Below are 24,389 nucleotides of genomic sequence, written 5' to 3' on the forward strand. Positions count from 1 at the left end.
GTTTAGAATCTCAATATAATTTGAAGTTTTCGCGTTGTATCGCTATCCTAAATATTTATGATTTCAATTTTGTCTCCATAATAATCGCCACGTGTTTTAATTCAAATAAACGATTAGAAGTGTAATAAAAATTAAAGCTTGGAAGCTAACTTGAATAGGATAACTGAATAAAATAGCTGCAATTGTTTAAAATTGATTAGACTTAAGGAAATTAAGTGCCTTTACTTTTTAAAATTTACGAATTAATATTAATATGCTTGGCATAGCAAAAAAATAGTAGTGCAACAAAATCAATTAGTATATAATTAAATAATTATTGCCAATTATGAATAGAATGTAAGGAGATCCCACAAATAAAAATGCGCCTTCGTAGAAAGGCGCATTTCGTAAATTCACATTTAAAATGCTACATTCCATTTTGGTAATCTTCCATTTTCATCTAAGAAATTTTGTAAAACTTGACCTTCTACAAATGTTGGTATTACTTTAGTTTTATCGTTAAAAGTTTCATACCAAACTACTTCAAGAGAGCTTATATGTTCAATTTTCATTTGTGCTGGCCAAGAATATTTTCTTCCAGTTTTAGCAAATTGATGTCCTTCAACGATTTTGTCTCTCAAACCACCATTTTTTATTTTTAAAGTTCCATCGTTTTGAATAGTGCCAGTTGAACCTACCATAATTAATTCCTTCTCTTCCCCTACTGAATAAACTAGGAATACTCCAGATCCTTCCGACGCATTACAAACTTCGGCCAAACTATCTTCAGTTGAAAATGAAAACTGATTGGTAACTTTAAATTTTTTTAATTCCTTATACATATATTTAGTTTTTATCACAAAAGCTTTTAGGCTAGATGTGTTTTATTAATTATCTTCCTGTTATACCCATCTATAGAATATTGTGTTATAAAAAAAATACCCCACAAGTCCGTGAGGTATTTCTTCTATTACTCTATTTAGGTCTATCCCAGTACCTCTTTTACTTTTTTTCCAATTTCTGCCGGAGAATCTACAACGTGTATTCCACACTCTCTCATAATTTGTTTTTTAGCCTCAGCTGTATCATCAGATCCACCTACAATAGCACCAGCATGCCCCATAGTTCTTCCTGGAGGAGCCGTTACTCCTGCAATAAAACCTACAACTGGTTTACGATTTCCATCAGCTTTGATCCAGTGTGCAGCATCTGCTTCTAATTGTCCACCTATTTCGCCTATCATTACAATACATTCCGTTTCAGGATCATTCATCAATAATTCAACGGCCTCTTTAGTAGTTGTTCCAATGATTGGATCCCCTCCAATACCGATTGCAGTTGTAATACCTAATCCTTGTTTTACAACTTGGTCAGCTGCTTCATAAGTTAAAGTTCCTGATTTAGAAACAATTCCAATTGTACCTTTTTTGAAAACAAAACCTGGCATAATTCCAACTTTAGCTTCGCCTGGTGTAATGATTCCAGGACAGTTAGGTCCAATCAATCTTGCATTTCTTTCTTTAACATAACTGTTCGCTTTTATCATGTCAGCAACAGGAATTCCCTCAGTAATTGCAATAATTACTTTAATACCTGCGTCTGCAGCTTCCATAATTGCATCAGCAGCAAAAGCTGGTGGAACAAAAATAATAGTTGTATCGGCTCCTGCTTGTTCAACAGCATCTTTTACAGTATTGAACACAGGTCTTTCTAAATGTGTAGTCCCTCCTTTACCTGGAGTTACTCCACCCACAACATTAGTTCCATACTCAATCATTTGAGAGGCATGGAAAGTTCCTTCGCTTCCTGTAAAACCTTGAACAATTATTTTGGAATCTTTATTAACTAAAACACTCATGATATATTATTTTATGTAGTTTTTAAAATTGTGATGCAAAAGTATAAAATTGAAAGCACTAAATGGTCATTAGCTATTTAGTTTTTTGATATAAAATTAAGACAACTGACTCATCTGGTATCCACGAAACAATTTATTGTCTTTTATCTGCCAAATAACCATAAAATGAGCTAATAACATCTCCTCTCTTGGATTCTCAATTGTTTTTACAAAATGTGAATACCGAACAGAAACCATATCGGTTTCTGATGTTATGTGACTAATTCTAACTTTAGAACGCACATATGCTTTACTTAGTTCCTCTGATAAGTCAATTAACCCATTATACTTAAGTTCAACAAAACCTTTACTACTGTTCCATTCAACAATTATATCAGGGTGTAAATATTCCTTTAATACTTCGCTGTCAATTAAGGCATCCGATTTATAAAATTTTTTAACTATTTCTTTAGCAGACATATTATTTAATTTTATTTAAAATTTCTGGAATTTTCTTGATATTAGCCAATTGTTTTAATTTTTCTCGTGATTCCTCAATAGGTGTTCCAAAATAAGATTTTCCTCCTTCAACAGATTTTGTAACTCCCGTTTGACCTAAAATTACTGCTTTAGAACCTATTGTGATTCCGCTAGTGGTTCCTACTTGTCCCCAAATTGTAACTTCATCTTCAATTATAACGCATCCAGCAATTCCAGTTTGTGAGGCAATTAAACATTTTTTACCAATTACAGTATCGTGTCCAACATGCACTTGATTATCAATCTTTGTGCCTTCGCCAATGATTGTATCGCCGCTAACTCCTTTATCAATAGTACATAGTGCTCCTATTCCAACATTATCCTTAATTACTACCCTTCCTCCAGAAAGCAGTTGATCAAAACCTTCGACTCTTTTTTTATAATAAAAAGCGTCAGCTCCTAAAACTGTACCTGCGTGAATAATAACATTATCACCTATCACAGTATGATCATAAATAGATACATTAGAATGAATCGAACAATTTTTTCCAATTATAACCTTATTTCCAATAAAGGTATTAGGTTGAATAATAGTTCCTTCACCTATTTCTGCAGAAGGCGAGATCGAGACATTTGAAAACTGAAACGGTTTAAAAAACTGTGTCAATTTATTAAAGTCTCTAAATGGATCATCTGAAATCAATAATGCTTTACCTTCAGGGCAATCAACTTCCTTGTTTATTAAAACAATGGTAGCCGCTGAATGCAGTGCTTTATCATAATATTTTGGATGATCTACAAAAACAATATCACCCAATTCAACAACATGAATTTCATTCATTCCCAATACAGGGAAATTGCTATCACCAACATAATCACTGCCGATAATAATTGCTATTTCTTCTAACGAGTAAACTTTTGGGAATTTCATAATATTATTTAGAAAATATTTATAGTAACAAAAATGAAAATGATCTAATTACTATAATTGCTAATTATCAATTTACTTACTCTTTTACACGTTCCATGTAATTTCCAGATGTTGTGTCAATTTTAATTTTGTCACCTTCATTTATAAATAAAGGAACATTTACAGTTGCACCAGTTTCAACTGTTGCTGATTTAGTAGCATTAGTTGCAGTATTTCCTTTAATTCCAGGCTCTGCATAAGTAACTTCTAGAACAACTGAAGCTGGCATATCTACTGAAAGTGGCAAATCAGTTTCTGTATTAATACTTATCATCACATTTTCTCCCTCTTTTAATAATCCTGGCGAATCTAAAATATTTTTATTTAATGTAATTTGTTCGAAAGTTTCAGTATTCATAAAATGAAATTCTTCGCCTTCAGGATATAAGAATTGAAATTTATGGTTTTCAACTCTGACCTCTTCAATTTTATGCCCTGCAGAGAAGGTATTGTCTAAAACTCTTCCATTAGTCAAACTTCTTAATTTTGTTCTTACAAAAGCAGGTCCTTTACCTGGTTTTACATGAAGGAATTCTACAATTTTATAGATGTCATTATTGAACTTAATACACAATCCATTTTTAATATCTGATGTTGATGCCATTTGTAATTTAATTTTGGCTATTAGTTGTTAACTGCTAGCGATTTATATTTCTTTATTGATTTTTTTAGGTAAAGGCAAAATGCCGATAGCCACATACTTTTTCTAATAATTACCAGAGTAACCCTTCATTACTCCTCGAGATGAATTTCTAATAAAATCAATAATTTCATCTCTTTCTGGTGTTGCTTCCATCTCGGCTTCAATAATACCTAAAGCTTGCGTAGTGTTGAAATTTTTTTGATAAAGAATTCGGTATATACCTTGAATCTCTCTAATTTTTTCTGATGTAAAACCGCGTCTTCTTAGTCCAACTGAGTTAATTCCGACATAAGACAATGGCTCTTTTGCGGCTTTAGTATAAGGAGGAACATCTTTTCTTAAGAGTGAACCACCAGAAATCATTGCATGATCACCTATACTGATAAATTGATGCACCGCCGATAGTCCTCCAATGATGGCATAATTTCCCACGGTGACGTGACCTCCTAGAAGAACTCCATTTACGATAATTACGTTATTACCAATATGACAATCGTGAGCTATGTGTGCAGTTGCCATAACAAGACAATTATCACCTAATGTGGTTTGACCAGATGCTATTGTACCTCTATTTATTGTGACACATTCTCTAATAGTACAGTTATCACCGATAATAGCTAGCGAATCTTCGCCACCAAATTTTAAATCCTGAGGGACTGCTGATATTACTGCACCTGGAAATATATTACAATTTTTTCCAATTCGCGCGCCTTCCATGATGGTTACATTAGAACCGATCCACGTTCCATCTCCAATAATTACATTGTTATGAATAGTTGTAAAGGGTTCAATAACTACGTTTTTAGCTATTTTTGCTCCAGGATGCACATAAGCAAGTGGTTGATTCATTTTTTTTTGTTTAATCGATTAAATGTTAAACCGATTAATCGAATAATCGATTAATCAAATCAATAAAAATTATTATTTTTTTGCAATTTGAGCCATTAATTCTGCTTCAGCAACTAGTCTTCCATTCGCGTAGGCATTCGCTTGCATGTGACAAATTCCTCTTCTAATTGGAGTAATCAAATCACATTTAAAAATTAAGGTATCTCCTGGTAAAACTTTTTGTTTAAACTTAACATTATCAATTTTCATAAAGTAAGTCAAATAATTTTCTGGATCTGGAACTGTACTTAAAACTAATATCCCTCCTGTTTGAGCCATCGCCTCCACAATTAAAACTCCTGGCATTACTGGAGCCTCAGGAAAATGACCTACAAAAAAGTTTTCATTCATTGTAACATTTTTCATTCCTACAACATGACTCTCTGACATTTCAATGATTCTATCAATCAATAAAAAAGGAGGTCTATGTGGAAGAACAGCCATTATTTTATGAATATCCATCAAGGGCTCAAGATTTAAATCGTACACAGGAACAAAGTTTCTTTGTTCAATTTTTATAATTTTAGCCATTTTCTTTGCAAATTGTGTATTTACAAAATGTCCCGGTTTATTTGCAATAATTTTTCCTTGTATTTTTGTACCTATTAGTGCTAAATCTCCAACTACATCTAATAGTTTGTGGCGAGCCGCTTCATTGGGATAATGTAAAGTAAGATTATCTAAAATCCCATTTGGTTTTACTGTTATTTCATCTTTACCAAAAGCAACTTTCAAATTTTCCATTGTAGCAGCTGATATTTCCTTATCAACATAAACAATAGCATTATTTAAGTCACCGCCTTTTATCAAACCTTCTTCTAAAAGAAATTCTAATTCATGCAAAAAGCTGAATGTTCTAGATTGCGCAATTTCAGTTTTAAAATCAGCAATGCTCTTCATATTAGCGTTTTGCGTTCCCAAAATTTTTGTACCAAAATCTACCATTGTTGTTACACAAAAATGATCACTTGGCATCACTAAAATTTCACTACCAGAAGCTTCATCAGTAAATGAAATAACCTCTTTTACCACATAAACATTTCTTTTAGCATTTTGATCTTCAATTCCCGCCGTTTCTAGTGCTTCAACAAAATATTTTGATGAGCCATCCATTATTGGTAGTTCTGAAGCATTCAATTCTATTATTATATTGTCAACGTCACAACCTACTAAAGCAGCTAAAACATGCTCTGGAGTTTGAATTTTTACTCCTAATTTTTCTAGATTAGTTCCTCTTTGAGTATTAACAACATAATTTGCATCTGCTTCAATTATAGGATGTCCTTCAAGATCTACTCGAACAAAAGTAAAACCATTGTTTACCGGAGCAGGTTTAAAAGTCATTTTCACTTCTTTACCTGTATGCAGCCCCACACCAGTTAGTGATATTTCTGCTTTGATGGTCTTCTGTTTAACCATTGTTTCCATTTTTTTGGTTTAATATTTGTTTTTTTAACTCTGCGATTTCTTTTACAATTTTTGGTAAGTTTTTAAAGTGAATGAATGATTTGCTAAAATCATTATATCCAAATGCGGGACTTCCTTGTATAATTTCATTATCTTTTATATTTTTTCCAACGCCGGCTTGTGCTTGAATTCGAACATTGTTTCCGATAGTTAAATGTCCTGAAATTCCAACTTGCCCACCGATCATCCCATTTCTGCCAATTTTAGTGGATCCAGCAACACCTGTTTGAGCGGCAATCACTGTGTTTTCACCAATTTCAACATTGTGAGCAATTTGAATTTGGTTATCTAACTTAACACCTTTTCTAATAATAGTAGAACCCATAGTTGCTCTATCAATTGTAGTGCAAGAACCTATATCTACATTATCCTCAATGATTACATTTCCTATTTGGGGAATTTTTGTATAAGTTCCGTCAGGGTTTGGCGCAAAGCCAAAACCATCAGACCCAACTATTGCTCCGGAATGAATGGTACAATTATTTCCAATAATAGATTCTGAATAAATTTTTGCACCAGCGAAAAAAGTAACATTATCCCCTACGACAACATTATCACCTACAAAACAATTTGGATAAATTTTAACATTATCACCAATGGTGACGTTTTCTCCTATATAACTAAAACTTCCTAAATATAAATTTTCACCATGTTTTACAGTAGGTGAAAGGAATGATGGTTGTTCAATTCCGCTTTTGTTATTTTTAACTTCGTTATAAAATTCTAATAATTTTGAGAATGCTGCGTATGCATCAGGAACTTTTATAAGTGTTGTGTTAATTGCGTTTTCTGGAAAAAATGTGTCGTTTACTATTGTAACCGAAGCCTCTGTAGTATAAATGTGATTTAGATATTTGGGGTTTGACAAGAAAGTAAGCGAACCTGCAGAACCTTCTTCGATTTTTGACAATCTAAAAACTTCTACCATTGGATTACCAACAACTTCTCCTGCTAAAATTCCCGCTATCTGTTCGGCTGTAAATTTCATCTTATCTAATTATATTCTTCATAGTCATAAGATGGGAATCATTACATACTATCCAATAGCTATTCAAAAAAAAAGTTTTGACTTGTTTCATTTCGACAAAAATATAAAAAAATAGATTTTAAACACTAATTTCTAACAGTTGTTTTGGAAAACAGATGTAATACTTAGTAACTAATTTAGATAATGATTTTAAATTCAGTTGATCGGATGATTCAATTACGTCTTCAACTGTATTGTCTTTTCTTAGAATTCGTATTGGATCTGCTTCTTTACTGTAGGCTTGATTTTTAATTTTTCCTTTAAAGATAAAATAATTTGCATCTAATAATGAAATATGATTTTCTTCGGCAAAACGCTCCTTTAGAGGTTGTAAATCTTCATTTGCCACTTTTTCACTAGTTAATTTAATTTTGAGTAAATCTCTATTAACAATCATTTTGCTTAGAGAAGACAAAATAAAATCTTCGTTTTTCTGCCAAGATTTTAATGCTCCAATAATATCAAAATCATCCAGCTGGGCAAAGAGATCTAATGTCTTTTCATCAAAAGTTTCGATCGTAACTTTATTCTGCATAAAAAATAATAAAGGCTCACTACATGATAGACTTACTCCTTTTAAAGTTAGTTCTTTTGCACGTTTTAAAATTTTCATTAAAATCAACTCCGCAACTAAGCTCGTTTTATGTAAGTAGGCTTGCCAGTACATCAATCGACGTGACATTAAAAATTTTTCTACTGAATAAATGCCCTTTTCTTCAATTACTAAATAATCATCCACAACATTCATCATTTGAATCAGCCGTTCTGAATTTACATTCCCTTCAGCTACTCCTGAATAAAAACTATCCCGTTTTAAATAATCCATTCGATCCATATCTAATTGGCTGGAGATTAGTTGTAACATGAATTTTCTATTGTATTCACCTTTAAAAACTTGGATCGCTAAACTTAAATTTCCGTCGAATTCGATGTTTAATTGATTCATAAATAACAGCGATATTTCCTCATGATGTACATCTTCAACAATACTTTTTTCCATAGCGTGAGAAAACGGACCATGACCTATATCGTGAAGTAAAATTGCAATATACAATGCATTTTCCTCGTCCATAGAGATTAGTATTCCTTTAAATCGCAATACATCTACCGCTTTTTGCATTAAATGCATGCAACCTAATGCATGATGAAAACGAGTGTGATTTGCTCCAGGATATACTAAGTATGACAATCCCATTTGCGAAATTCGACGCAAACGTTGAAAATAAGGATGCTGAATTAAATCATAAATTAACGCATTCGGAATGGTAATAAAACCATAAATAGGATCGTTAAATATTTTTAGTTTATTACTTTGACTCACAACATTTTTAATTTAAGCTAACAAATATAGGAATTCTACTGTCAACTACTATTTTCGATCTTAAGTACTTTCAAACAATGATTAATATCCTTTATGTTCAAAATTGATTTCATATCCTCAATTTTTATCTTGATCATATTTCACAACTAAAATATTATTTGTAAAATAAAGTTTTTTTAACAACAATTGTGCAATACAGATTAACAAAGGATGCTATTATACTAAAATAAAAATATTTTGAATTACAATACGAAAATTAAAATACTCGAAATATAACATTATAAAGTACTAAAAAATTATAATAATATTAGCAGATTAAAGCAGTAAAAAAATGTAATTTGGCACTTTAATCATGTATTTAAAATGCTTTTCACATTGTTTATGGATAAAATAAAAATACTTTGGGTTGATGACGAAATCGACCTTTTGAAACCACATATATTATTTCTTGAAAAGAAAAATTACGAAGTTACAACTTGTAATAACGGACTCGATGCTTTAACTATTTTTGAAGAAAATAATTTTGATATTGTATTTTTAGATGAAAATATGCCTGGAATGAGCGGCTTGGAAACGTTATCAGAAATGAAGGAAAAGAAATCCTCAATTCCTATGATTATGATCACGAAAAGCGAAGAGGAATACATTATGGAGGAAGCCATAGGTTCTAAAATTGCTGATTATTTAATAAAGCCAGTAAATCCGAATCAAATTCTTTTAAGTCTAAAGAAAAATTTAGATCATTCCAGATTAATTTCGCAGAAAACAACATTGGATTATCAAAAAGAATTTCGGAAAATCACAATGGAAATGGCTCAAGTCAACTCCTACGAGGATTGGATTGAAATGTATAAAAAACTGATTTTTTGGGAACTTGAATTAGAAAATATTGACGACCAAAGTATGGTTGAAATTCTCGAATCTCAAAAAGCGGAGGCGAATTCGCAGTTTGGTAAATTTATAGAACGAAATTATGAGGATTGGTTTGCGCCAAAAGCAGATAAACCCATTCAGTCTCATACATTATTTAAGGAACTTGTTGTTCCTGAACTCAAGAAAAAAGACAAACCTATTTTATTTGTGGTTATTGACAATCTGCGGTATGACCAATGGAAAGCTTTTGAAAGTGTTGTAGGAAACTATTATAAACTTGAAAAAGAAGTACCCTATTACTCTATCTTACCAACGGCTACACAATATGCTAGAAATGCAATATTCGCTGGATTATTACCTATTGAAATGGAAAAGCAGTTTCCACAATACTGGAAAAATGACCCGGAAGAAGGTGGAAAAAATTTGTATGAAGCTGAATTTTTAACGGCTCAGTTAAAACGATTAGGACTTAACATTGTACAAGACTATTTCAAAATCACAAATCTTGCAGGCGGTAAAAAACTAGTAGAAGGATTTAAAGCATTGAAAAATAATGACTTGGTAACGGTTGTGTATAATTTTGTTGATATGCTCTCACATGCTAAAACTGAAATGGATGTTGTCAAGGAATTAGCCTCTGATGATAAAGCTTATCGCTCGCTAACACTAAGCTGGTTTAAAAATTCTCCACTTCTCGAAATTATTCAGCAAGCACAAAAAATGGGATTCAAGTTGATCTTAACAACTGATCATGGTACAATTAATGTCAAAAATCCCTCAAAAGTTGTTGGCGATAAAAACACCAGTTTAAATTTACGTTATAAAACGGGTCGTAGTTTAACCTATGAACAAAAAGATGTTTACGCAGAGAAAGAGCCAAAAAATATTGGTTTACCATCAATAAATATGAGTAGTTCTTTTATTTTTGCAAAAAACGATCATTTTCTAGCGTACGTTAATAATTACAATCATTACGCGAGTTATTATAAAAATACGTACCAACATGGTGGAATCTCATTAGAGGAAATGATTATTCCTTTTCTTATTTTTAGTCCAAAATAAAAAAGTGGATCTTACCAATTTAAAGATTATCCGGTTAATAAAACGATAAAGGCATAAAAAGTATATAATTATGGAAATTACTTTTTCATTGCAACAATTAGAGGAAGTTGCACAAAAAATAATTGATAGTAGTCCCAATAAAGTGATTCTTTTTCATGGAGAAATGGGAGTAGGCAAAACAACTTTGATTAAGCAATTGTGTAAAACGCTAGAAGTTATTGGAGCAACCAGCAGTCCAACTTTTTCATTAGTAAATGAATACGAAACTAAATCAAATCACATTATTTATCATTTCGATTTCTACCGATTAAATAAAGAATCAGAAGCATTAGATATGGGAGTTGATGATTACCTATATTCGGGAAATTGGTGTTTTATTGAATGGGCAGAAAAAATTCCAAATTTAATTCCTGAAATACATTCAGTGATTTCAATATCGTTACTTCCAGATGGAAATCGCCTTTTACAATTAAATTAGATTACCACAATTATGATTTTAGAAAAAAATGTAGAAATAATTCCTTTTACAGCTGAACTGAAAGAACACATTAAAATTTTAAACTCAGAATGGCTTAATAAATATTTTAAAATAGAACCTAAAGATGAAATTGTTTTATCAAATCCGCAGACCGAAATCATAGATAAAGGAGGGTTTATTTTTTACGCTAAAAATGATGGCCAAATAATAGGAACATATTCATTGTTAAAAATTGATGATTTCACATTTGAACTCAGTAAAATGGCTGTTACAAAAGCTGCTCAAGGCATGGGAATTGCTAAAACCATGTTAGCTCATTGTTTAGCTTTCGCCAAAGATAAAAAAATAAAAAATTTGATATTGTATTCTAATAGAAGTTTAAATACGGCACTTCATTTATACAAAAAATTTGGTTTTATAGAAGTAGCGCTTGAGTGTGGAGTTTATGAAAGGGCAGATGTAAAGATGGAATTAGTAATAAGTGCGATTAATTAATAGAAAGTTCTTGAGCGTGACTACCCATTCATTATTATTAAAAACTTTTATGTAAATTGTGCCTTAAATTAGAACCTAATGTCTATTACAAATACTCCTTTCACAAAGCAACAACTACTACCTCAGGAGGAAAAACTTGAAGTAGCCAGAAAAAAGAGCGATCTTTTCATCGGAATTCCAAAAGAAATTAGTCATCAAGAACGCAGGATTTGCTTGACCCCCGATGCTGTCAATTCATTAACTTATCATGGTCACCGGGTTATGATTGAAGCTGGTGCGGGCTTAAGTTCAAGTTATTCTGATAAAGAATATACGGAAGCTGGCGCCGAAGTTACTAAAGATACTAAAAAAGTTTTTAGTTGTCCTATGATTTTAAAAGTAGAGCCGGCAACCACTGCAGAAATTGAAATGATGAATCCTAAAACCATTTTAATTTCAGCAATTCAAATCAAAACATGTAAGAAATGTTATTTTGAAGCTCTAGCAAAAAAGAAAATTACAGCCATAGCTTTTGAATATATTAAGGATGAAGATGGCTCGTATCCTGCAGTTAAATCTTTAAGCGAAATTGCAGGCACAGCATCTATACTTATCGCAGCAGAGTTAATGATAACAAATGATTTTGGAAAAGGATTATTATTTGGAAACATTACCGGCGTTCCTCCTACTGATGTTGTAATACTTGGAGCTGGAACTGTTGGTGAGTTTGCTGCAAAAACTGCTATCGGACTTGGAGCAAGTGTGAAAGTTTTTGATAATTCAATTACTAAATTACGTCGTTTACAAAATAATTTAAACCAACGAATATTTACTTCTACAATACAACCAAAAGCTTTGTTAAAAGCATTGAGACGCTGTGATGTAGCAATTGGTGCTATGCGTGGCATTGATCGATGTCCTATTATTGTCACAGAAACAATGGTAGAACACATGAAAAATGGAGCTGTAATTGTAGATGTGAGCATCGACACTGGAGGCTGTTTTGAAACATCAGAAGTGACTTCACATGAAAAACCAACATTTATTAAAAACAATGTTTTGCATTATTGTGTGCCTAACATTCCTTCTCGATATTCAAAAACGGCGTCACTATCTATAAGTAATATAATTTCTCCTTACTTGATGCATATTGCTGATAAAGGTGGAATTGAGACGGCAATACGATTTGATAAAGGTTTAAAAAACGGCATCTATATGTATCACGGAATTCTCACTAATAGTGCAATAGGCGATTGGTTTGATTTACCTAACAACGATATTAATTTATTAGTTTTTTAAGAAAACTTTCTGCTACCTTTGCAAAAAATTAAATTCATGAAATTTTTCCATCGTTTTGCTTATTATTTAGTTGGATTGGTCATCGGGCTTTTCTTTGTAGCAATGATTTTTAGTGGTAAAGACACACGTTGTAATTATTTTCCTAACTCAAGAGTACTGAATGATTTAAGAAATAAACCTTTTTACTATTCTGATAAAGCATCGTTAATTTTATCTGAAAAATGGATTGATACTATCGATATAAAAAACTCTTTACAATTTGGTGATGTAGATTTTGATAAAAGTAACATAGAATTCAAAAAAGGTAAGCTTTACATAATTGAAGGTAAAACGACTAAAGATCAGGAAGTTATTTTAAAAGTTATCAATTATTCTGATAGAGCTGTCTTAGAAGATATTATTAAAAAATAAAATTTGAAAGTAATTTCTAATTTATTCAGGGCTTAATCTATTCTTACACCTCCATTTAATTACCATTAATCGTTTACTTCTGTTTTGCTTTTTAAGAGCTATTTTTAGATCTGTTGAAGTTTGCCCCACGTACATAATCCATGTAAAATGTTAGACTAGGAAAGATCATCTGATATAATTTATTTTACTGTTTCCCAATTAATAATTTCAATCGCATTTTGTTGCAAATATTCATTTGTTTTAGTAAAGTGTTTGTTTCCGAACCATTTACCTTGGTTAGCGCTCAACGGCGAAGGATGACCACATTCAAGAACTAAATTCTTATTTCTATTAATTTTTATTCCTTTTTTTTGAGCAAAATTTCCCCAAAGTAAAAATACAACGTGCTCTTTTTTATCTGAAATTTTCTCAATCACAGCATCCGTAAAAACATTCCACTTTAGATTTTTATGACTATTTGCACTGTCTTTTCGAACTGTCAAAGTTGCATTTAACAACAATACGCCTTGCTTAGCCCACGAATCTAGATTTCCTGATATTGGCATAAAAACTGTGCCTAAATCATTATTTAATTCGCGATAAATATTACGCAATGATGGCGGAATTTTAATTCCATCATTTACAGAAAAACACAAACCATTTGCTTCTCCAGCACCATGATAAGGATCTTGACCAATAATGACTACTTTGATATCATCGAAACTACAAGTGTTAAGAGCCACAAAAATAAGTTCTTTAGGTGGATAACAAATATTGCTGTTATATTCTTGTTCGACTTGTTCCGTCAAATATTTAAAATAAGGCTTTTCAATTTCATCTAATAAAATTGTTTGCCATGCAATACTGAGATCTAACTTCATGAATATTTATTTTTTTTAAATATTAAATCGTAAAATATATTTAGTAAAATTAAATTGGTTTAAAATTTGTAAAATACTAAATAAACAATCCGTAATTCTTTGTGAAGTACTGTTAAATAGTCTTAACTATTAACTATTTTTGCTTACAAAAGATTTACAAAGATAAATGATATCCATTACCGACAAAACATTACAAGATTTACAATTTCCAACAGTTCTTGAAACGCTTTCAAATATTTGCAATACTGACATTGGAAAGCAAAAAGCACTAGAAATAATACCTTTTAAAGATAAAGAAACTTTGATGCAAGCATTGATGCAAACATCAGAATATTTGTCATCCTTCCAAAATAATAATGCAATTCCCAATCATGGTTTTGATGCTGTCAGCCATGAAATTAGATTTCTAGCAATTGAAGATAGCTTTCTTGAAGTAGGAAGTTTTAGAAAGATTGCTTCACTTTCATCATCGGTAAATTTTTTATTGACTTATTTTAAAAAGTTTGAAGATTATTATCCTAATCTTCATAAAAGAGCTTTACAAGTTGAATTCACCAAAGATATTGTGTTAATGATAGACGATATTGTTGATAAATATGGTGAAATAAAAGACAATGCATCACCTGATTTGCTGAATACTCGCAGAAATATGAACAGTGTGCGAGGAAAAGTAAATCAAAGTTTTGGAACAGCACTTACGCAATATAACGCTTTAGGATACTTAGATGACATCAAAGAAAGTTTTGTACAAAATCGTAGAGTTTTAGCGGTGTTATCGATGTACCGTCGCAAAGTGAAAGGATCTATAATGGGGAGTTCTAAAACGGGAAGCATTGCTTATATAGAGCCAGAAGCAACGTTAAACTATTCAAGAGAATTAAGCAATCTGGAGTATGAAGAAAAAGAGGAAATAACGAGGATATTAAAGCAATTAACTAATAGTATTCGACCATTTTTGCCTTTATTAATTCAATACCAAGATTTCCTAAGTGATATTGACGTGATTGCTGCAAAAGCAAAGTATGCTAATAGAATTAATGGAATTTTGCCCACAATAACTGAAAATAGGAGACTTTATTTTAGAGATGCTTTTCATCCTATTTTGTTTTTAAATAATAAAGAGAAAAATGAAATTACGCATCCTCAAACTATAGAATTAGATCAAGAAAATCGCATAATTGTAATCTCTGGTCCTAATGCAGGTGGAAAAACCATATCCTTAAAAACAGTAGGATTACTGCAATTAATGTTACAGTCAGGTATGTTGATACCGGTGCACGAGCGTAGCGAAACATTCTTGTTTGACCGAATTTTGACTGATATTGGTGATAACCAATCCATAGAAAATCATTTAAGCACTTATAGTTACCGTTTAAAAAATATGAACTATTTCCTAAAAAAGTGTAATAGTAAAACTATGTTTTTAATTGATGAATTTGGTACAGGATCTGATCCTGAACTTGGTGGTGCTCTTGCTGAAATTTTCTTAGAAGAATTCTATCATCGAGAAGCTTTTGGAATTATTACAACGCATTATTCCAATTTAAAAATTTTAGCAAATGAATTACCTTTTGCCACTAACGCAAATATGTTATTTGACGAAAAAACTTTAGAGCCATTATACAAGTTAATTTTAGGACAGGCGGGAAGTTCATTTACATTTGAAGTAGCCTTAAAAAATGGAATTCCGTTTAGCTTGATTAATCGAGCTAAGAAAAAAATTGAAGTTGGAAAAGTTCGATTTGACAAAACAATTGCAACACTTCAAAAAGAACGTGCGAAACTTGAAAAAACTTCACAAACACTTAAGGAGGAGGAAACTAAAGCGCGTGAAGAAGGCAAGAAAATGGAAACAATAAATATAAAAATCAAGCAAAAACTGGAAAGTTATCAAGAATTGTATGATAGCAATCAGAAAACGATTTACATTGGTCAAAAGATCGAAGATATTTCTGAAAAATATTTTAATAATAAAAATAAAAAAGAACTGCTAGGTGAATTTTTAAAAATAATCGAAATTGAGAATTCAAAACGTAGAAAAGCAACGGTAAAAGAAACAAAAGCGATAATTGAAAAGAAAAAAGAAGTAATTCAAGAAATTACGGTACAGGTAGAGGAAATTAGAAAAGAAAAGAAAGAGAAAAAGATAAAAATTGTTATTGAGAAACCAAAACCAATATTAAAAGTTGGTGATCGTGTGAGAATGTTTGACGGCAAAGCGGTTGGAACAATTGACAGTATCGAAAAAAATAAAGCAACTGTGAATTATGGCGTTTTTACATCTAAAGTTAGTTTAGAAGCGCTTGAGTTTGTAGAAAACAGCAAAAAATAATCTTTATTCAAAATTAATTTAATAGTTTTTTACAACTTGCTAATAATGGAAAACTTACCCAAGCACAAAAAAATAATATTATTTGACGGAGTTTGCAATCTTTGTGATTCAGCTGTGCAGTTGATCATAAACAATGACAAGAAAGACCTATTTAGATTTGTTGCTTTACAATCTGATTTAGGTCAAATAATAATTAAGCATCTTGGAATAGACACTCATAAAATGGATAGTATAATTCTCTATGAGCCTGGATTAGCGTACTATTTAAAAGCGGATGCAGCATTAAAAATTGCTAAAAATCTAGGAGGTATCTACTATTTTACATCTTTATTTTCTATTCTACCTAATTCTTTTAATAATTATTTTTATGATTATATCGCTAGGAATAGATACAAATGGTTTGGGAAAAAAGATAACTGTTTGATTCCAACTCCAGAATTACAAGGTAAATTTTTAGACTAAAAATATTACTTATGATAAATATCATATCTTATAAAAAGTAACAACATTATATTTGACCAAACTTAAAACGGAATATAATATGAAAGATACTACACTTTTTACAATGGATAACGGAACTTTTATTATGGTTGTCGTATTTGGTTTAGTTATTGTTGGACTTGTTGCTGCAATTTTTATTATGATGAACTCAGATAAGAAAGTAAAAAAATAGTAAAAAAAGAGGATGCCATTGTAAAGCATCCTCTTAGTGCTATTAATACACTAGAATAATTAGTTTCTAACTAGCTTTCTATATTTCAATCTTTTTGGGGTTAAATCGCCCCCTAAGCGTTTCTTTTTATTTTCCTCGTATTCAGAGAAACCGCCTTCGAAACAATAGACCTCGGAGTTTCCTTCGAAAGCTAAGATGTGGGTACAAATTCTATCTAAGAACCATCTATCGTGAGAAATTACCACGGCACAACCAGCAAAATTCTCTAATCCTTCCTCAAGAGCACGCAGCGTATTAATGTCTAAATCATTTGTTGGTTCATCCAATAACAATACGTTTCCTTCCTCTTTCAAAGTCATTGCAAGGTGCAAACGGTTGCGTTCACCACCAGAAAGAGCAGATACTTTTTTGTTTTGCTCGCCACCACCAAAATTAAAACGAGACAAATAAGCTCGTGAATTTACTTGCTTTCCACCCATCATAATTAATTCTTGCCCATCAGCGAAGTTTTCCCAAATTGATTTATCAGGATTTATATTAGAATGTGCTTGATCAACGTATGCGATTTTGACAGTATCTCCTATCGAAAATTCACCTGAATCAGGTTTCTCTTCTCCCATAATCATTTTAAAAATAGTTGATTTACCAGCACCATTAGGCCCAATAATCCCCACAATTCCTGCTTGTGGTAAAGTAAAATTCAAATTATCATATAATAATTTTTCGCCAAAACCTTTAGCTACATTTTTGGCTTCGATAACATTAGTTCCTAAACGTGGACCATTAGGAATATAGATTTCCAAATTTTCATCTAGTTGTTTTTGATCCTCATTTAATAACTTATCATAATTTTGCAAACGTGCTTTTTGCTTCGTTTGACGTCCTTTAGCGCCTTGACGTACCCAGTCTAATTCTCTTTCTAAGTTTTTTCTGCGTTTTGATGCTACTTTTTCCTCAAGTGCCATCCTACTCGATTTTTGATCTAGCCACGAACTATAATTTCCTTTCCAAGGAATGCCCTCACCTCGATCTAATTCTAGGATCCATCCTGCTACATTGTCTAAGAAATATCTATCGTGTGTTACTGCAATTACAGTTCCAGCATATTGGGCAAGATGCTGTTCCAGCCATAAAACACTTTCGGCATCTAAGTGATTCGTGGGCTCATCTAGAAGCAATACATCAGGCTGTTGTAATAACAATCGGCACAAAGCAACACGGCGCCGCTCACCTCCCGAAAGGTTTTTTATTGGAGTGTCTCCATCCGGCGTGCGTAAAGCATCCATTGCAATTTCTAGTTTGGTATCGATTTCCCAAGCACCTAGCGCATCAATTTTGTCTTGCAAAGTTGCTTGGCGATCCATTAACTTATCCATTTTATCTGAATCAGAATAATTTTCTTCTAATCCAAACGAATCATTGATCTGATTGTATTCAGCAAGTACCGCCATTGTTTCGGCAGCTCCCTCTTGAACAATTTCCAAAACTGTTTTTGTATCATCTAAAATAGGCTCTTGTTCTAAATAGCCAACTGTGTAACCGGGTTGAAAAACAACATCACCCTGGTAATTTTTGTCAACTCCAGCAATGATTTTTAATAAAGATGATTTTCCAGAGCCATTTAAACCTAAAATTCCAATTTTAGCTCCATAAAAGAAACTCAAATAAATATTTTTAAGTACGGGTTTATCAGCACCCTGATAGGTTTTACTCAATTTTTGCATTGAGAAAATTACTTTTTTATCGTCTGACATTTTTATAAAATTAAGATTTATTAATAATTATTTATTATTTATATTACAGTCTGCCTTTGAGAGAACTAAATACCCAAGCATTTGCCAAAAAGCCAACACCTACTGCGGCAAATCCCCATCCAGAAACATCTCTATAACGAAAAGCTCCTAGACCTATTAATAGCAATCCCATCAAAATCATTATTAATGTCGCCCAGCCCAAAATAGTGTTTTTATTCATTCCCATAATTATATTTTCATTTTATAAAGCACCTTTTGAAATTATGAATCAATTTGCAAAGATCGGTAATTTTTACCCTTTAATTAAAAATTTTATAAAGCATTTCTCGTAATAAATCAGATTGGGAAAGCGCATTAGCACCTACCCCTTTACTTTTAACATCTATCTCTCTAAGCGAAGCAACTATTTGACTCACTTTTTTCATTGGAAAGTTTTTTAAAGCAACGTCATATTCTTTCAAAAAGAAAGGATTTACTCCCAATACCGCCGCTACATTTTTAGGGTTTTTATCTTTTAATCCATGGTATTTTAACAGTTGAATGAAAAAGCCAAATACTAAACTAGTAGTTACAATCAATGGATTATCTTTCGGATTCTGAGCAAAATTTTCAGCGATAGTGTATGCTTTTAATTGGTTTCGTTCACCAATCGCTTTCCTCAATTCGAACACGTTAAAATCCTTGCTAAATCCTATGTTTTCTTCAATATCTTTAGGAGTTATGTTACTACCTAGCGGTAAAATAATTTGGAGTTTTTCCAGTTCGTTATTTATCTTGCTTAAATCTGTACCTAAAAATTCAACTAACATAGCATTGGCTTTAGGCTCAATTGTATATTTTTTCCCTGCTAAAACTCTTTTAATCCAATCGCCAACTTGATTTTCATATAATTTTTTACTTTCAAAAAACACTCCATTTTTAGCAATTAATTTAGAGACTTTCTTTCTTTTATCTAGCGCTTTATATTTAAAGCAAAAAACTAAAACCGTTGAAGGCATTGGGTTTTCGGCATAATTCTCTAATTTTTCTATTGTTCGAATTAAATCCTGCGCTTCTTTGACAATCACCACCTGGCGTTCGGCCATCATGGGGTAGCGCTTCGCAGCAGAAATTATATCTTCTATAGTAACATCTCGACCATATAAAACAGATTGGTTGAAACCTTTCTCCTCCTCAGTAAGAATATTTTTCTCGATATATTCGCATAATTTATCTATGTAATATGGTTCTTCGCCCATCAAAAAATAAATTGGTTTGATGGTTCCGCCTTTGATTTCATTTACAATTTTTAAAACCTCGTCCATGGAATTATATAATATTTTATTTTCGACATTCAATTTTTTATTTGAAAATTGAAATCTTCAACTTATTTAATACTTTTGCGTAATGCAGCAACTTAATTTCCCAAACTATCAATTTCGCTTCAAAAATAGCGAAAATAAAGTGGCTATTTTTGACCAAATCAGGAAAAAATTTATTATCCTCACACCAGAAGAATGGGTTAGACAGCACGTAATACAATTCTTGCTTATTGACAAGAATTATCCTATATCACTAATCAATGTAGAAAAAGTTCTTAAAGTCAATGGCTTGCGCAAAAGATATGATGTTGTAGTTTATAATCCTGATGGCTCTATTTTTATTTTAATTGAATGTAAAGCACCCGAAATTAAAACCTCGCAATCTACGTTCGACCAAATTGCACGCTATAATATGTCAATGAAAGCCCACTATTTAATGGTAACTAACGGATTGAATCATTACTTTTGTCAAATGGATTATGAAAATGAAAAGTATCAGTTCCTAACTGATTTACCCCTTTACAAGATCCATTAATTAAATTTTAATATGAAAATAGCAATTGTTATCTTAAATTGGAATGGAATACTCTTGCTTGAAAAGTTTTTACCGTCCATTGTCAAATATTCGCAAGAAGCTTCTATCTACGTGGCTGACAATGCATCTACAGATGATTCAATTTCCTATATTAAAACATTTTTTCCTGCAATAAATATTATAAGAAATGAAAGCAATCTTGGTTTCGCTGGTGGCTACAATGAGGCACTAAAGAATGTTGATGCTGAATTTTATGCATTAGTCAATTCAGATATCGAGGTGACAGAAAATTGGTTAAAACCAATCTTAGTAACATTTGTGAACGAGCCAAGAACTGTCATCATTCAACCAAAGATTTTAGATTATAAAAATAAAGATTATTTTGAATATGCTGGAGCAGCCGGAGGTTTCATAGATCAATATGGATATCCCTATTGTAGAGGAAGAATTTTTGAAACATTAGAAAAAGATGAAGGTCAGTACAATGATAATTTGACTATTTTTTGGGCCTCTGGAGCCTGTTTTTTTATTAGAAGTGAAATATTTAAACAGTTAAATGGTTTTGATGGAGAATTTTTCGCTCACCAAGAAGAAATTGATTTATGCTGGCGTGCTATAAATGAAGGATATAACATTAAGTATAACTCAAAGTCGATCGTGTACCATGTTGGCGGAGCTACTTTACAACAGGGAAATCCAACCAAGACTTTTCTAAATTTTAGAAATTCATTATTAATGCTTACCAAGAATCTTCCGAAAAATAAATTGTTAAAAATTATTTTAGCTCGAATGATTTTAGATGGAGTTGCAGCATTTCAATTTTTAATAAAAGGAAAACCAAGTCATTTTTTAGCTATTTTAAAAGCTCACGGCTCATTTTATGGTTTTTTTAAAAAATATTATAAAAAAAGAACAAAAGTTCAGATCAGTAAATACTACAACGTTGAAAGTATCGTTTACTCCTATTATATTAGGAAAATTACTGTTTTTAACGAATTATTTAGAAACAGATAGTATTTAAAGCCTAAATTTGTAATTAACACTTTAATCTAAATTTAAACAATTTATGAAAAAAATCGTAATCGCCTTATCAGTCATGGCACTTATGTCATCCTGTGTGTCTAAAAAGAAATACACAGACTTGGAAGCTAGAAATAAAGAAACACAAGATTTATTAAATACCGCTACAGTAAAATTAAATTCTTGTTTAGAGGAAAAAGCAGGACTTGCTGCGACGGCCACTGCATTGAAGGAGCAAAATCAAGGATTAATTAGCGTCTCGAAAGACATGACTATATTATCTACAAAAGGAGCCCAAAATATTGAAAAAGCTTTAGAGTCCATCAAAGAAAAGGATTTAAAAATTAGTAGAATGCAGGATGCATTGACTAAAAAAGATAGTGTAACTCTAGCAGTTGTTACAAGTTTGAAAAGCGCTGTAGGAATTTCTGATCCAGACATTGAAATTAATGTTGAAAAAGGAGTTGTTTTTATCTCTATTGCTGATAAATTGCTGTTTAAAAGCGGTAGTTATGAAGTAACAGATAAAGCCAAAGGAGTTTTAGCTAAAGTTGCTAAAGTAGTTAATGACAAACCAGATTTTGAATGCATGGTTGAAGGACATACCGATAATGTTCCTTATATCAGCAATGGTGTAATATTAGATAATTGGGACTTAAGCGTTAAGCGCTCTACCTCAATTATTCGTGTTTTAACGAATCAACTAGGAGTTAAACCAGAACAGTTAATTGCAGCCGGAAGAAGTTCTTACGTTCCTTTAGTAGCAAATGATACTGCAGAAAATAAAGCACGTAACAGAAGAACTCGTATTGTTGTATTACCTAAAATTGATCAATTCTACGAAATGATTGAAAAAGAAATGAAAAAGCAACAAAAATAGTATAAAATATTAATTTTGTTAAAGGGCTGTTTTAATCTATTTAAAACAGCCCTTTTTTTATTAATGTATTTCAAAGACAAAAGATATGTCAATGATCTAGTCAAAACGTCCTTAAACTAGATTACGATCAAGGATTTCCTTCTTCGCGGGAAATTTGAATCTCTGCATATTAAAAGACGGTAGTGGACTGACAAACTATCTCAAGAAAATCATAAATCAACACTAAAAGTTTTAGAAAAATATTAAAATATAGATATTTTCATTTCAAAAATTATCAGAAATATAAGATTCTCTTAGTGACCATGTCAAATTGTTATTACCTGAAATCATTGTTGAATATTTTTATTTGACGTACATCCACAATGGGAGATGAAGTAGTTCCACTATATTTAAAGAGTATGAACTTAATATCTAAAGATTATCACAGTAATAAATTAAGTTCCAAAGGATTTTTTGATGAAATAACCGTACAAGATTTCCCAATTCAGAGACATAAAGTATGCCTTCATATGCCCGCTCTAGATAGCTTAATAGGGATACTGGTAATGTTATTTTTAGTCCCGACGCCTCAGGAGGAATTAGATGGCAGACGGAATTTAAATAATACAAGATTTTGCTACTTTTTTAAAAAAATTAATAGATACTAAAGCAAACGACTGTTACACTATAGGTTCATTCTATATCGTCAATAGAAAAAACTATAAAAACAATACAAAAAACATCTCAATAACTTCAATAGTCGTGAACAAGAAGTACCTATCACTGACTGCCAAATTTTCCCTGAAAACATGATAAACTTTTTGTCTATAGACAAAGTTGACCTATCAATGAGAGCGCTTTATACCGCAGTCACTAATAAGGAAAGAAAGGTTCTATAGTGGCTAATATTGCAGGAACCAAAGCAGAAATCGTTATTAGTCACTTGCTAAAAATAGATTTAAAAAAACGTAATCAGGTTATCTAAATTACAATTGATTTGGCTAACAGTATAAATTTAAGTGCTAAAAAAAGCTTTTCCAAAAGCCAAGCAAGTAACAGATCGTTTTAATGTTTAAAAGCTGCTGAAGTAGTTAGAGTTAGACTAAAATGGGACGCTTTAGATAAAGAAAACCAAAGCTTAGCAAAGGCTAAACTCAATAAAATGCGATTTGTTCCTAATGAATTTTCTACCGGTGATACTGACATACAATTATTAATTAGAACTAAATTTCTACTGTGTAAATGCCCAAACAAATGGAGTGAAAGCTAAAAAGAAATAGCTAAAATATATTTACAGAGTATCAAAAAATTAAAACAGTCTATTTTTTTAAGCCAAAAATTGTGCAAAATTTACAATAACAATACAAATAAATCAGTAGCCATTACAAAACTAGCATATTGCTATAGCGATGTGGAGACTTTAAGCATTAAAAGCTTCAATACAATCATAAATACTGTAAAAATAAACTATGATTCTATCTTAAACTATTTTGATAAACGAAGTACAAATGCTTCTGCGGAATCCTTTAATGCAAAAATAAAAGCATTCGGAAATCAATTTAGAGGAGTCAGAAAAGTGGATTTCTTCCTATTTAGATTAACTAAGTTATTTGCTTAATACCCGAGTTTTGTTCTTGATCCGATTTCTTCCTATTTAGATTAACTAAGTTATTTGCGTAATCCCCAAGTTTTGTTCTTGATCCGAATTTAAATCATTTTTTTACGTATCGCTATTTCAGGAGAAGACATTTTATAAACAAAAAACCCTTCATCAATTGACGAAGGGTTTTTAAAGAAAGGCGACGACATACTCTCCCACATAACTGCAGTACCATCTGCGCAGGCG

General features: G+C 31.6%; 25 protein-coding genes. 12 read left to right on the forward strand and 13 right to left on the reverse strand.

The window, feature by feature from the left end; translation table 11 throughout:
• Positions 1-398 precede the first annotated feature (398 nt).
• The 9 genes from BUA99_RS10815 to BUA99_RS10855 all read right to left on the reverse strand — a co-directional run bounded on the left by BUA99_RS10815 (position 399) and on the right by BUA99_RS10855 (position 8,612).
• Positions 399-821, reverse strand: a complete 423-nt coding sequence (locus BUA99_RS10815; protein ID WP_072992040.1) for a hypothetical protein — start codon at positions 819-821, stop codon at positions 399-401.
• Positions 822-964: 143 nt separating this feature from the next.
• Positions 965-1,837, reverse strand: coding sequence for a succinate--CoA ligase subunit alpha (gene sucD / locus BUA99_RS10820; RefSeq protein WP_072992042.1), 873 nt, complete (start codon positions 1,835-1,837; stop codon positions 965-967).
• Positions 1,838-1,933: 96 nt separating this feature from the next.
• Entirely contained in the window at positions 1,934-2,296 is a 363-nt protein-coding gene (locus tag BUA99_RS10825; protein ID WP_072992045.1) for a nuclear transport factor 2-like protein, read from the reverse strand.
• A gap of 1 nt (position 2,297) precedes the next feature.
• The gene (locus BUA99_RS10830) at positions 2,298-3,227 is read right to left on the reverse strand and encodes a UDP-3-O-(3-hydroxymyristoyl)glucosamine N-acyltransferase (protein ID WP_072992046.1); all 930 of its coding nucleotides are present in this window, start codon (positions 3,225-3,227) and stop codon (positions 2,298-2,300) included.
• Positions 3,228-3,303: 76 nt separating this feature from the next.
• Positions 3,304-3,870 carry an elongation factor P gene (efp, locus tag BUA99_RS10835; RefSeq protein ID WP_072992049.1) on the reverse strand — a complete coding sequence of 189 codons (567 nt, stop codon included), beginning with the start codon at positions 3,868-3,870 and terminating at the stop codon, positions 3,304-3,306.
• A gap of 102 nt (positions 3,871-3,972) precedes the next feature.
• Complete coding sequence (gene lpxA, locus BUA99_RS10840) at positions 3,973-4,758, reverse strand: acyl-ACP--UDP-N-acetylglucosamine O-acyltransferase (RefSeq protein WP_072992051.1); 786 nt, start codon at positions 4,756-4,758, stop codon at positions 3,973-3,975.
• A 72-nt stretch (positions 4,759-4,830) separates the two neighbouring features.
• Positions 4,831-6,216: a bifunctional UDP-3-O-[3-hydroxymyristoyl] N-acetylglucosamine deacetylase/3-hydroxyacyl-ACP dehydratase gene (locus BUA99_RS10845; RefSeq protein WP_072992139.1), complete on the reverse strand. Its 1,386-nt coding sequence runs from the start codon at positions 6,214-6,216 to the stop codon at positions 4,831-4,833.
• Positions 6,209-7,252, reverse strand: a complete 1,044-nt coding sequence (gene lpxD / locus BUA99_RS10850) for a UDP-3-O-(3-hydroxymyristoyl)glucosamine N-acyltransferase (RefSeq protein ID WP_072992053.1) — start codon at positions 7,250-7,252, stop codon at positions 6,209-6,211. The genes BUA99_RS10845 and lpxD overlap by 8 nt, the downstream gene beginning before the upstream one ends.
• Positions 7,253-7,370: 118 nt before the next feature.
• Positions 7,371-8,612: an HD domain-containing protein gene (locus BUA99_RS10855; RefSeq protein ID WP_072992056.1), complete on the reverse strand. Its 1,242-nt coding sequence runs from the start codon at positions 8,610-8,612 to the stop codon at positions 7,371-7,373.
• A gap of 381 nt (positions 8,613-8,993) precedes the next feature.
• Here BUA99_RS10855 and porX point away from each other — a divergent pair, with 381 nt between their 5' ends.
• The 5 genes from porX (at position 8,994) to BUA99_RS10880 (ending at position 13,209) form a co-directional block, all read left to right on the forward strand.
• A complete protein-coding gene (porX, locus tag BUA99_RS10860; RefSeq protein WP_072992058.1) occupies positions 8,994-10,547 on the forward strand; it encodes a T9SS response regulator signal transducer PorX in 1,554 nt (517 codons plus the stop codon).
• Between the two features lie 70 nt (positions 10,548-10,617).
• Positions 10,618-11,025 (forward strand): tRNA (adenosine(37)-N6)-threonylcarbamoyltransferase complex ATPase subunit type 1 TsaE, encoded by a 408-nt coding sequence (gene tsaE / locus BUA99_RS10865; RefSeq protein ID WP_072992061.1) that lies wholly within the window; start codon positions 10,618-10,620, stop codon positions 11,023-11,025.
• Positions 11,026-11,037: 12 nt separating this feature from the next.
• Complete coding sequence (locus BUA99_RS10870; protein WP_072992063.1) at positions 11,038-11,520, forward strand: GNAT family N-acetyltransferase; 483 nt, start codon at positions 11,038-11,040, stop codon at positions 11,518-11,520.
• A 78-nt stretch (positions 11,521-11,598) separates the two neighbouring features.
• Positions 11,599-12,798 (forward strand): alanine dehydrogenase, encoded by a 1,200-nt coding sequence (locus tag BUA99_RS10875; RefSeq protein ID WP_072992066.1) that lies wholly within the window; start codon positions 11,599-11,601, stop codon positions 12,796-12,798.
• 36 nt (positions 12,799-12,834) lie between these two features.
• A complete protein-coding gene (locus tag BUA99_RS10880) occupies positions 12,835-13,209 on the forward strand; it encodes a DUF4258 domain-containing protein (RefSeq protein WP_072992069.1) in 375 nt (124 codons plus the stop codon).
• Positions 13,210-13,388: 179 nt separating this feature from the next.
• On the opposite strand, the gene ung is transcribed toward BUA99_RS10880, so the two are convergent.
• On the reverse strand, positions 13,389-14,069 hold the full coding sequence (ung, locus tag BUA99_RS10885) for a uracil-DNA glycosylase (RefSeq protein WP_072992072.1): 681 nt from the start codon (positions 14,067-14,069) through the stop codon (positions 13,389-13,391).
• 166 nt (positions 14,070-14,235) lie between these two features.
• Here ung and BUA99_RS10890 point away from each other — a divergent pair, with 166 nt between their 5' ends.
• The 3 genes from BUA99_RS10890 (at position 14,236) to BUA99_RS15475 (ending at position 17,074) form a co-directional block, all read left to right on the forward strand.
• A complete protein-coding gene (locus tag BUA99_RS10890) occupies positions 14,236-16,401 on the forward strand; it encodes an endonuclease MutS2 (RefSeq protein ID WP_072992075.1) in 2,166 nt (721 codons plus the stop codon).
• A 45-nt stretch (positions 16,402-16,446) separates the two neighbouring features.
• Positions 16,447-16,863, forward strand: a complete 417-nt coding sequence (locus BUA99_RS10895) for a thiol-disulfide oxidoreductase DCC family protein (protein WP_072992078.1) — start codon at positions 16,447-16,449, stop codon at positions 16,861-16,863.
• Positions 16,864-16,942: 79 nt separating this feature from the next.
• Positions 16,943-17,074 carry a hypothetical protein gene (locus BUA99_RS15475; protein WP_262487705.1) on the forward strand — a complete coding sequence of 44 codons (132 nt, stop codon included), beginning with the start codon at positions 16,943-16,945 and terminating at the stop codon, positions 17,072-17,074.
• A 59-nt stretch (positions 17,075-17,133) separates the two neighbouring features.
• On the opposite strand, the gene ettA is transcribed toward BUA99_RS15475, so the two are convergent.
• The 3 genes from ettA to holA all read right to left on the reverse strand — a co-directional run bounded on the left by ettA (position 17,134) and on the right by holA (position 20,132).
• Positions 17,134-18,828 (reverse strand): energy-dependent translational throttle protein EttA, encoded by a 1,695-nt coding sequence (gene ettA, locus BUA99_RS10900; RefSeq protein WP_072992081.1) that lies wholly within the window; start codon positions 18,826-18,828, stop codon positions 17,134-17,136.
• A 43-nt stretch (positions 18,829-18,871) separates the two neighbouring features.
• The gene (locus tag BUA99_RS10905; RefSeq protein WP_072992083.1) at positions 18,872-19,054 is read right to left on the reverse strand and encodes a CAL67264 family membrane protein; all 183 of its coding nucleotides are present in this window, start codon (positions 19,052-19,054) and stop codon (positions 18,872-18,874) included.
• 73 nt (positions 19,055-19,127) lie between these two features.
• Complete coding sequence (gene holA / locus BUA99_RS10910; protein ID WP_072992086.1) at positions 19,128-20,132, reverse strand: DNA polymerase III subunit delta; 1,005 nt, start codon at positions 20,130-20,132, stop codon at positions 19,128-19,130.
• Between the two features lie 82 nt (positions 20,133-20,214).
• Between holA and BUA99_RS10915 the strand changes: the two genes are divergently transcribed.
• From BUA99_RS10915 to BUA99_RS15385, 4 genes are all read left to right on the forward strand, one after another.
• Positions 20,215-20,664 carry a type I restriction enzyme HsdR N-terminal domain-containing protein gene (locus tag BUA99_RS10915; RefSeq protein WP_072992088.1) on the forward strand — a complete coding sequence of 150 codons (450 nt, stop codon included), beginning with the start codon at positions 20,215-20,217 and terminating at the stop codon, positions 20,662-20,664.
• Between the two features lie 12 nt (positions 20,665-20,676).
• Positions 20,677-21,678 (forward strand): glycosyltransferase family 2 protein, encoded by a 1,002-nt coding sequence (locus tag BUA99_RS10920; protein ID WP_072992091.1) that lies wholly within the window; start codon positions 20,677-20,679, stop codon positions 21,676-21,678.
• Positions 21,679-21,730: 52 nt separating this feature from the next.
• On the forward strand, positions 21,731-22,564 hold the full coding sequence (locus tag BUA99_RS10925) for an OmpA/MotB family protein (protein ID WP_072992094.1): 834 nt from the start codon (positions 21,731-21,733) through the stop codon (positions 22,562-22,564).
• Positions 22,565-23,882: 1,318 nt separating this feature from the next.
• A complete protein-coding gene (locus BUA99_RS15385; RefSeq protein ID WP_234972952.1) occupies positions 23,883-24,161 on the forward strand; it encodes a transposase in 279 nt (92 codons plus the stop codon).
• Positions 24,162-24,389 lie beyond the last annotated feature (228 nt).

The organism is Flavobacterium segetis (assembly GCF_900129575.1).
Taxonomy (GTDB): Bacteria; Bacteroidota; Bacteroidia; order Flavobacteriales; family Flavobacteriaceae; genus Flavobacterium; species Flavobacterium segetis.

What these genes read in the sequence shown, in the direction of transcription:
- BUA99_RS10815 (WP_072992040.1), bottom strand. Translation starts at nt 821, where the DNA reads ATGTATAAGGAATTAAAAAAATTTAAAGTTACCAATCAGTTTTCATTT.
- sucD (WP_072992042.1), bottom strand. Translation starts at nt 1,837, where the DNA reads ATGAGTGTTTTAGTTAATAAAGATTCCAAAATAATTGTTCAAGGTTTT.
- BUA99_RS10825 (WP_072992045.1), bottom strand. Translation starts at nt 2,296, where the DNA reads ATGTCTGCTAAAGAAATAGTTAAAAAATTTTATAAATCGGATGCCTTA.
- BUA99_RS10830 (WP_072992046.1), bottom strand. Translation starts at nt 3,227, where the DNA reads ATGAAATTCCCAAAAGTTTACTCGTTAGAAGAAATAGCAATTATTATC.
- efp (WP_072992049.1), bottom strand. Translation starts at nt 3,870, where the DNA reads ATGGCATCAACATCAGATATTAAAAATGGATTGTGTATTAAGTTCAAT.
- lpxA (WP_072992051.1), bottom strand. Translation starts at nt 4,758, where the DNA reads ATGAATCAACCACTTGCTTATGTGCATCCTGGAGCAAAAATAGCTAAA.
- BUA99_RS10845 (WP_072992139.1), bottom strand. Translation starts at nt 6,216, where the DNA reads ATGGTTAAACAGAAGACCATCAAAGCAGAAATATCACTAACTGGTGTG.
- lpxD (WP_072992053.1), bottom strand. Translation starts at nt 7,252, where the DNA reads ATGAAATTTACAGCCGAACAGATAGCGGGAATTTTAGCAGGAGAAGTT.
- porX (WP_072992058.1), top strand. Translation starts at nt 8,994, where the DNA reads ATGGATAAAATAAAAATACTTTGGGTTGATGACGAAATCGACCTTTTG.
- tsaE (WP_072992061.1), top strand. Translation starts at nt 10,618, where the DNA reads ATGGAAATTACTTTTTCATTGCAACAATTAGAGGAAGTTGCACAAAAA.
- BUA99_RS10870 (WP_072992063.1), top strand. Translation starts at nt 11,038, where the DNA reads ATGATTTTAGAAAAAAATGTAGAAATAATTCCTTTTACAGCTGAACTG.
- BUA99_RS10875 (WP_072992066.1), top strand. Translation starts at nt 11,599, where the DNA reads ATGTCTATTACAAATACTCCTTTCACAAAGCAACAACTACTACCTCAG.
- BUA99_RS10880 (WP_072992069.1), top strand. Translation starts at nt 12,835, where the DNA reads ATGAAATTTTTCCATCGTTTTGCTTATTATTTAGTTGGATTGGTCATC.
- ung (WP_072992072.1), bottom strand. Translation starts at nt 14,069, where the DNA reads ATGAAGTTAGATCTCAGTATTGCATGGCAAACAATTTTATTAGATGAA.
- BUA99_RS10890 (WP_072992075.1), top strand. Translation starts at nt 14,236, where the DNA reads ATGATATCCATTACCGACAAAACATTACAAGATTTACAATTTCCAACA.
- BUA99_RS10895 (WP_072992078.1), top strand. Translation starts at nt 16,447, where the DNA reads ATGGAAAACTTACCCAAGCACAAAAAAATAATATTATTTGACGGAGTT.
- BUA99_RS15475 (WP_262487705.1), top strand. Translation starts at nt 16,943, where the DNA reads ATGAAAGATACTACACTTTTTACAATGGATAACGGAACTTTTATTATG.
- ettA (WP_072992081.1), bottom strand. Translation starts at nt 18,828, where the DNA reads ATGTCAGACGATAAAAAAGTAATTTTCTCAATGCAAAAATTGAGTAAA.
- BUA99_RS10905 (WP_072992083.1), bottom strand. Translation starts at nt 19,054, where the DNA reads ATGGGAATGAATAAAAACACTATTTTGGGCTGGGCGACATTAATAATG.
- holA (WP_072992086.1), bottom strand. Translation starts at nt 20,132, where the DNA reads ATGGACGAGGTTTTAAAAATTGTAAATGAAATCAAAGGCGGAACCATC.
- BUA99_RS10915 (WP_072992088.1), top strand. Translation starts at nt 20,215, where the DNA reads ATGCAGCAACTTAATTTCCCAAACTATCAATTTCGCTTCAAAAATAGC.
- BUA99_RS10920 (WP_072992091.1), top strand. Translation starts at nt 20,677, where the DNA reads ATGAAAATAGCAATTGTTATCTTAAATTGGAATGGAATACTCTTGCTT.
- BUA99_RS10925 (WP_072992094.1), top strand. Translation starts at nt 21,731, where the DNA reads ATGAAAAAAATCGTAATCGCCTTATCAGTCATGGCACTTATGTCATCC.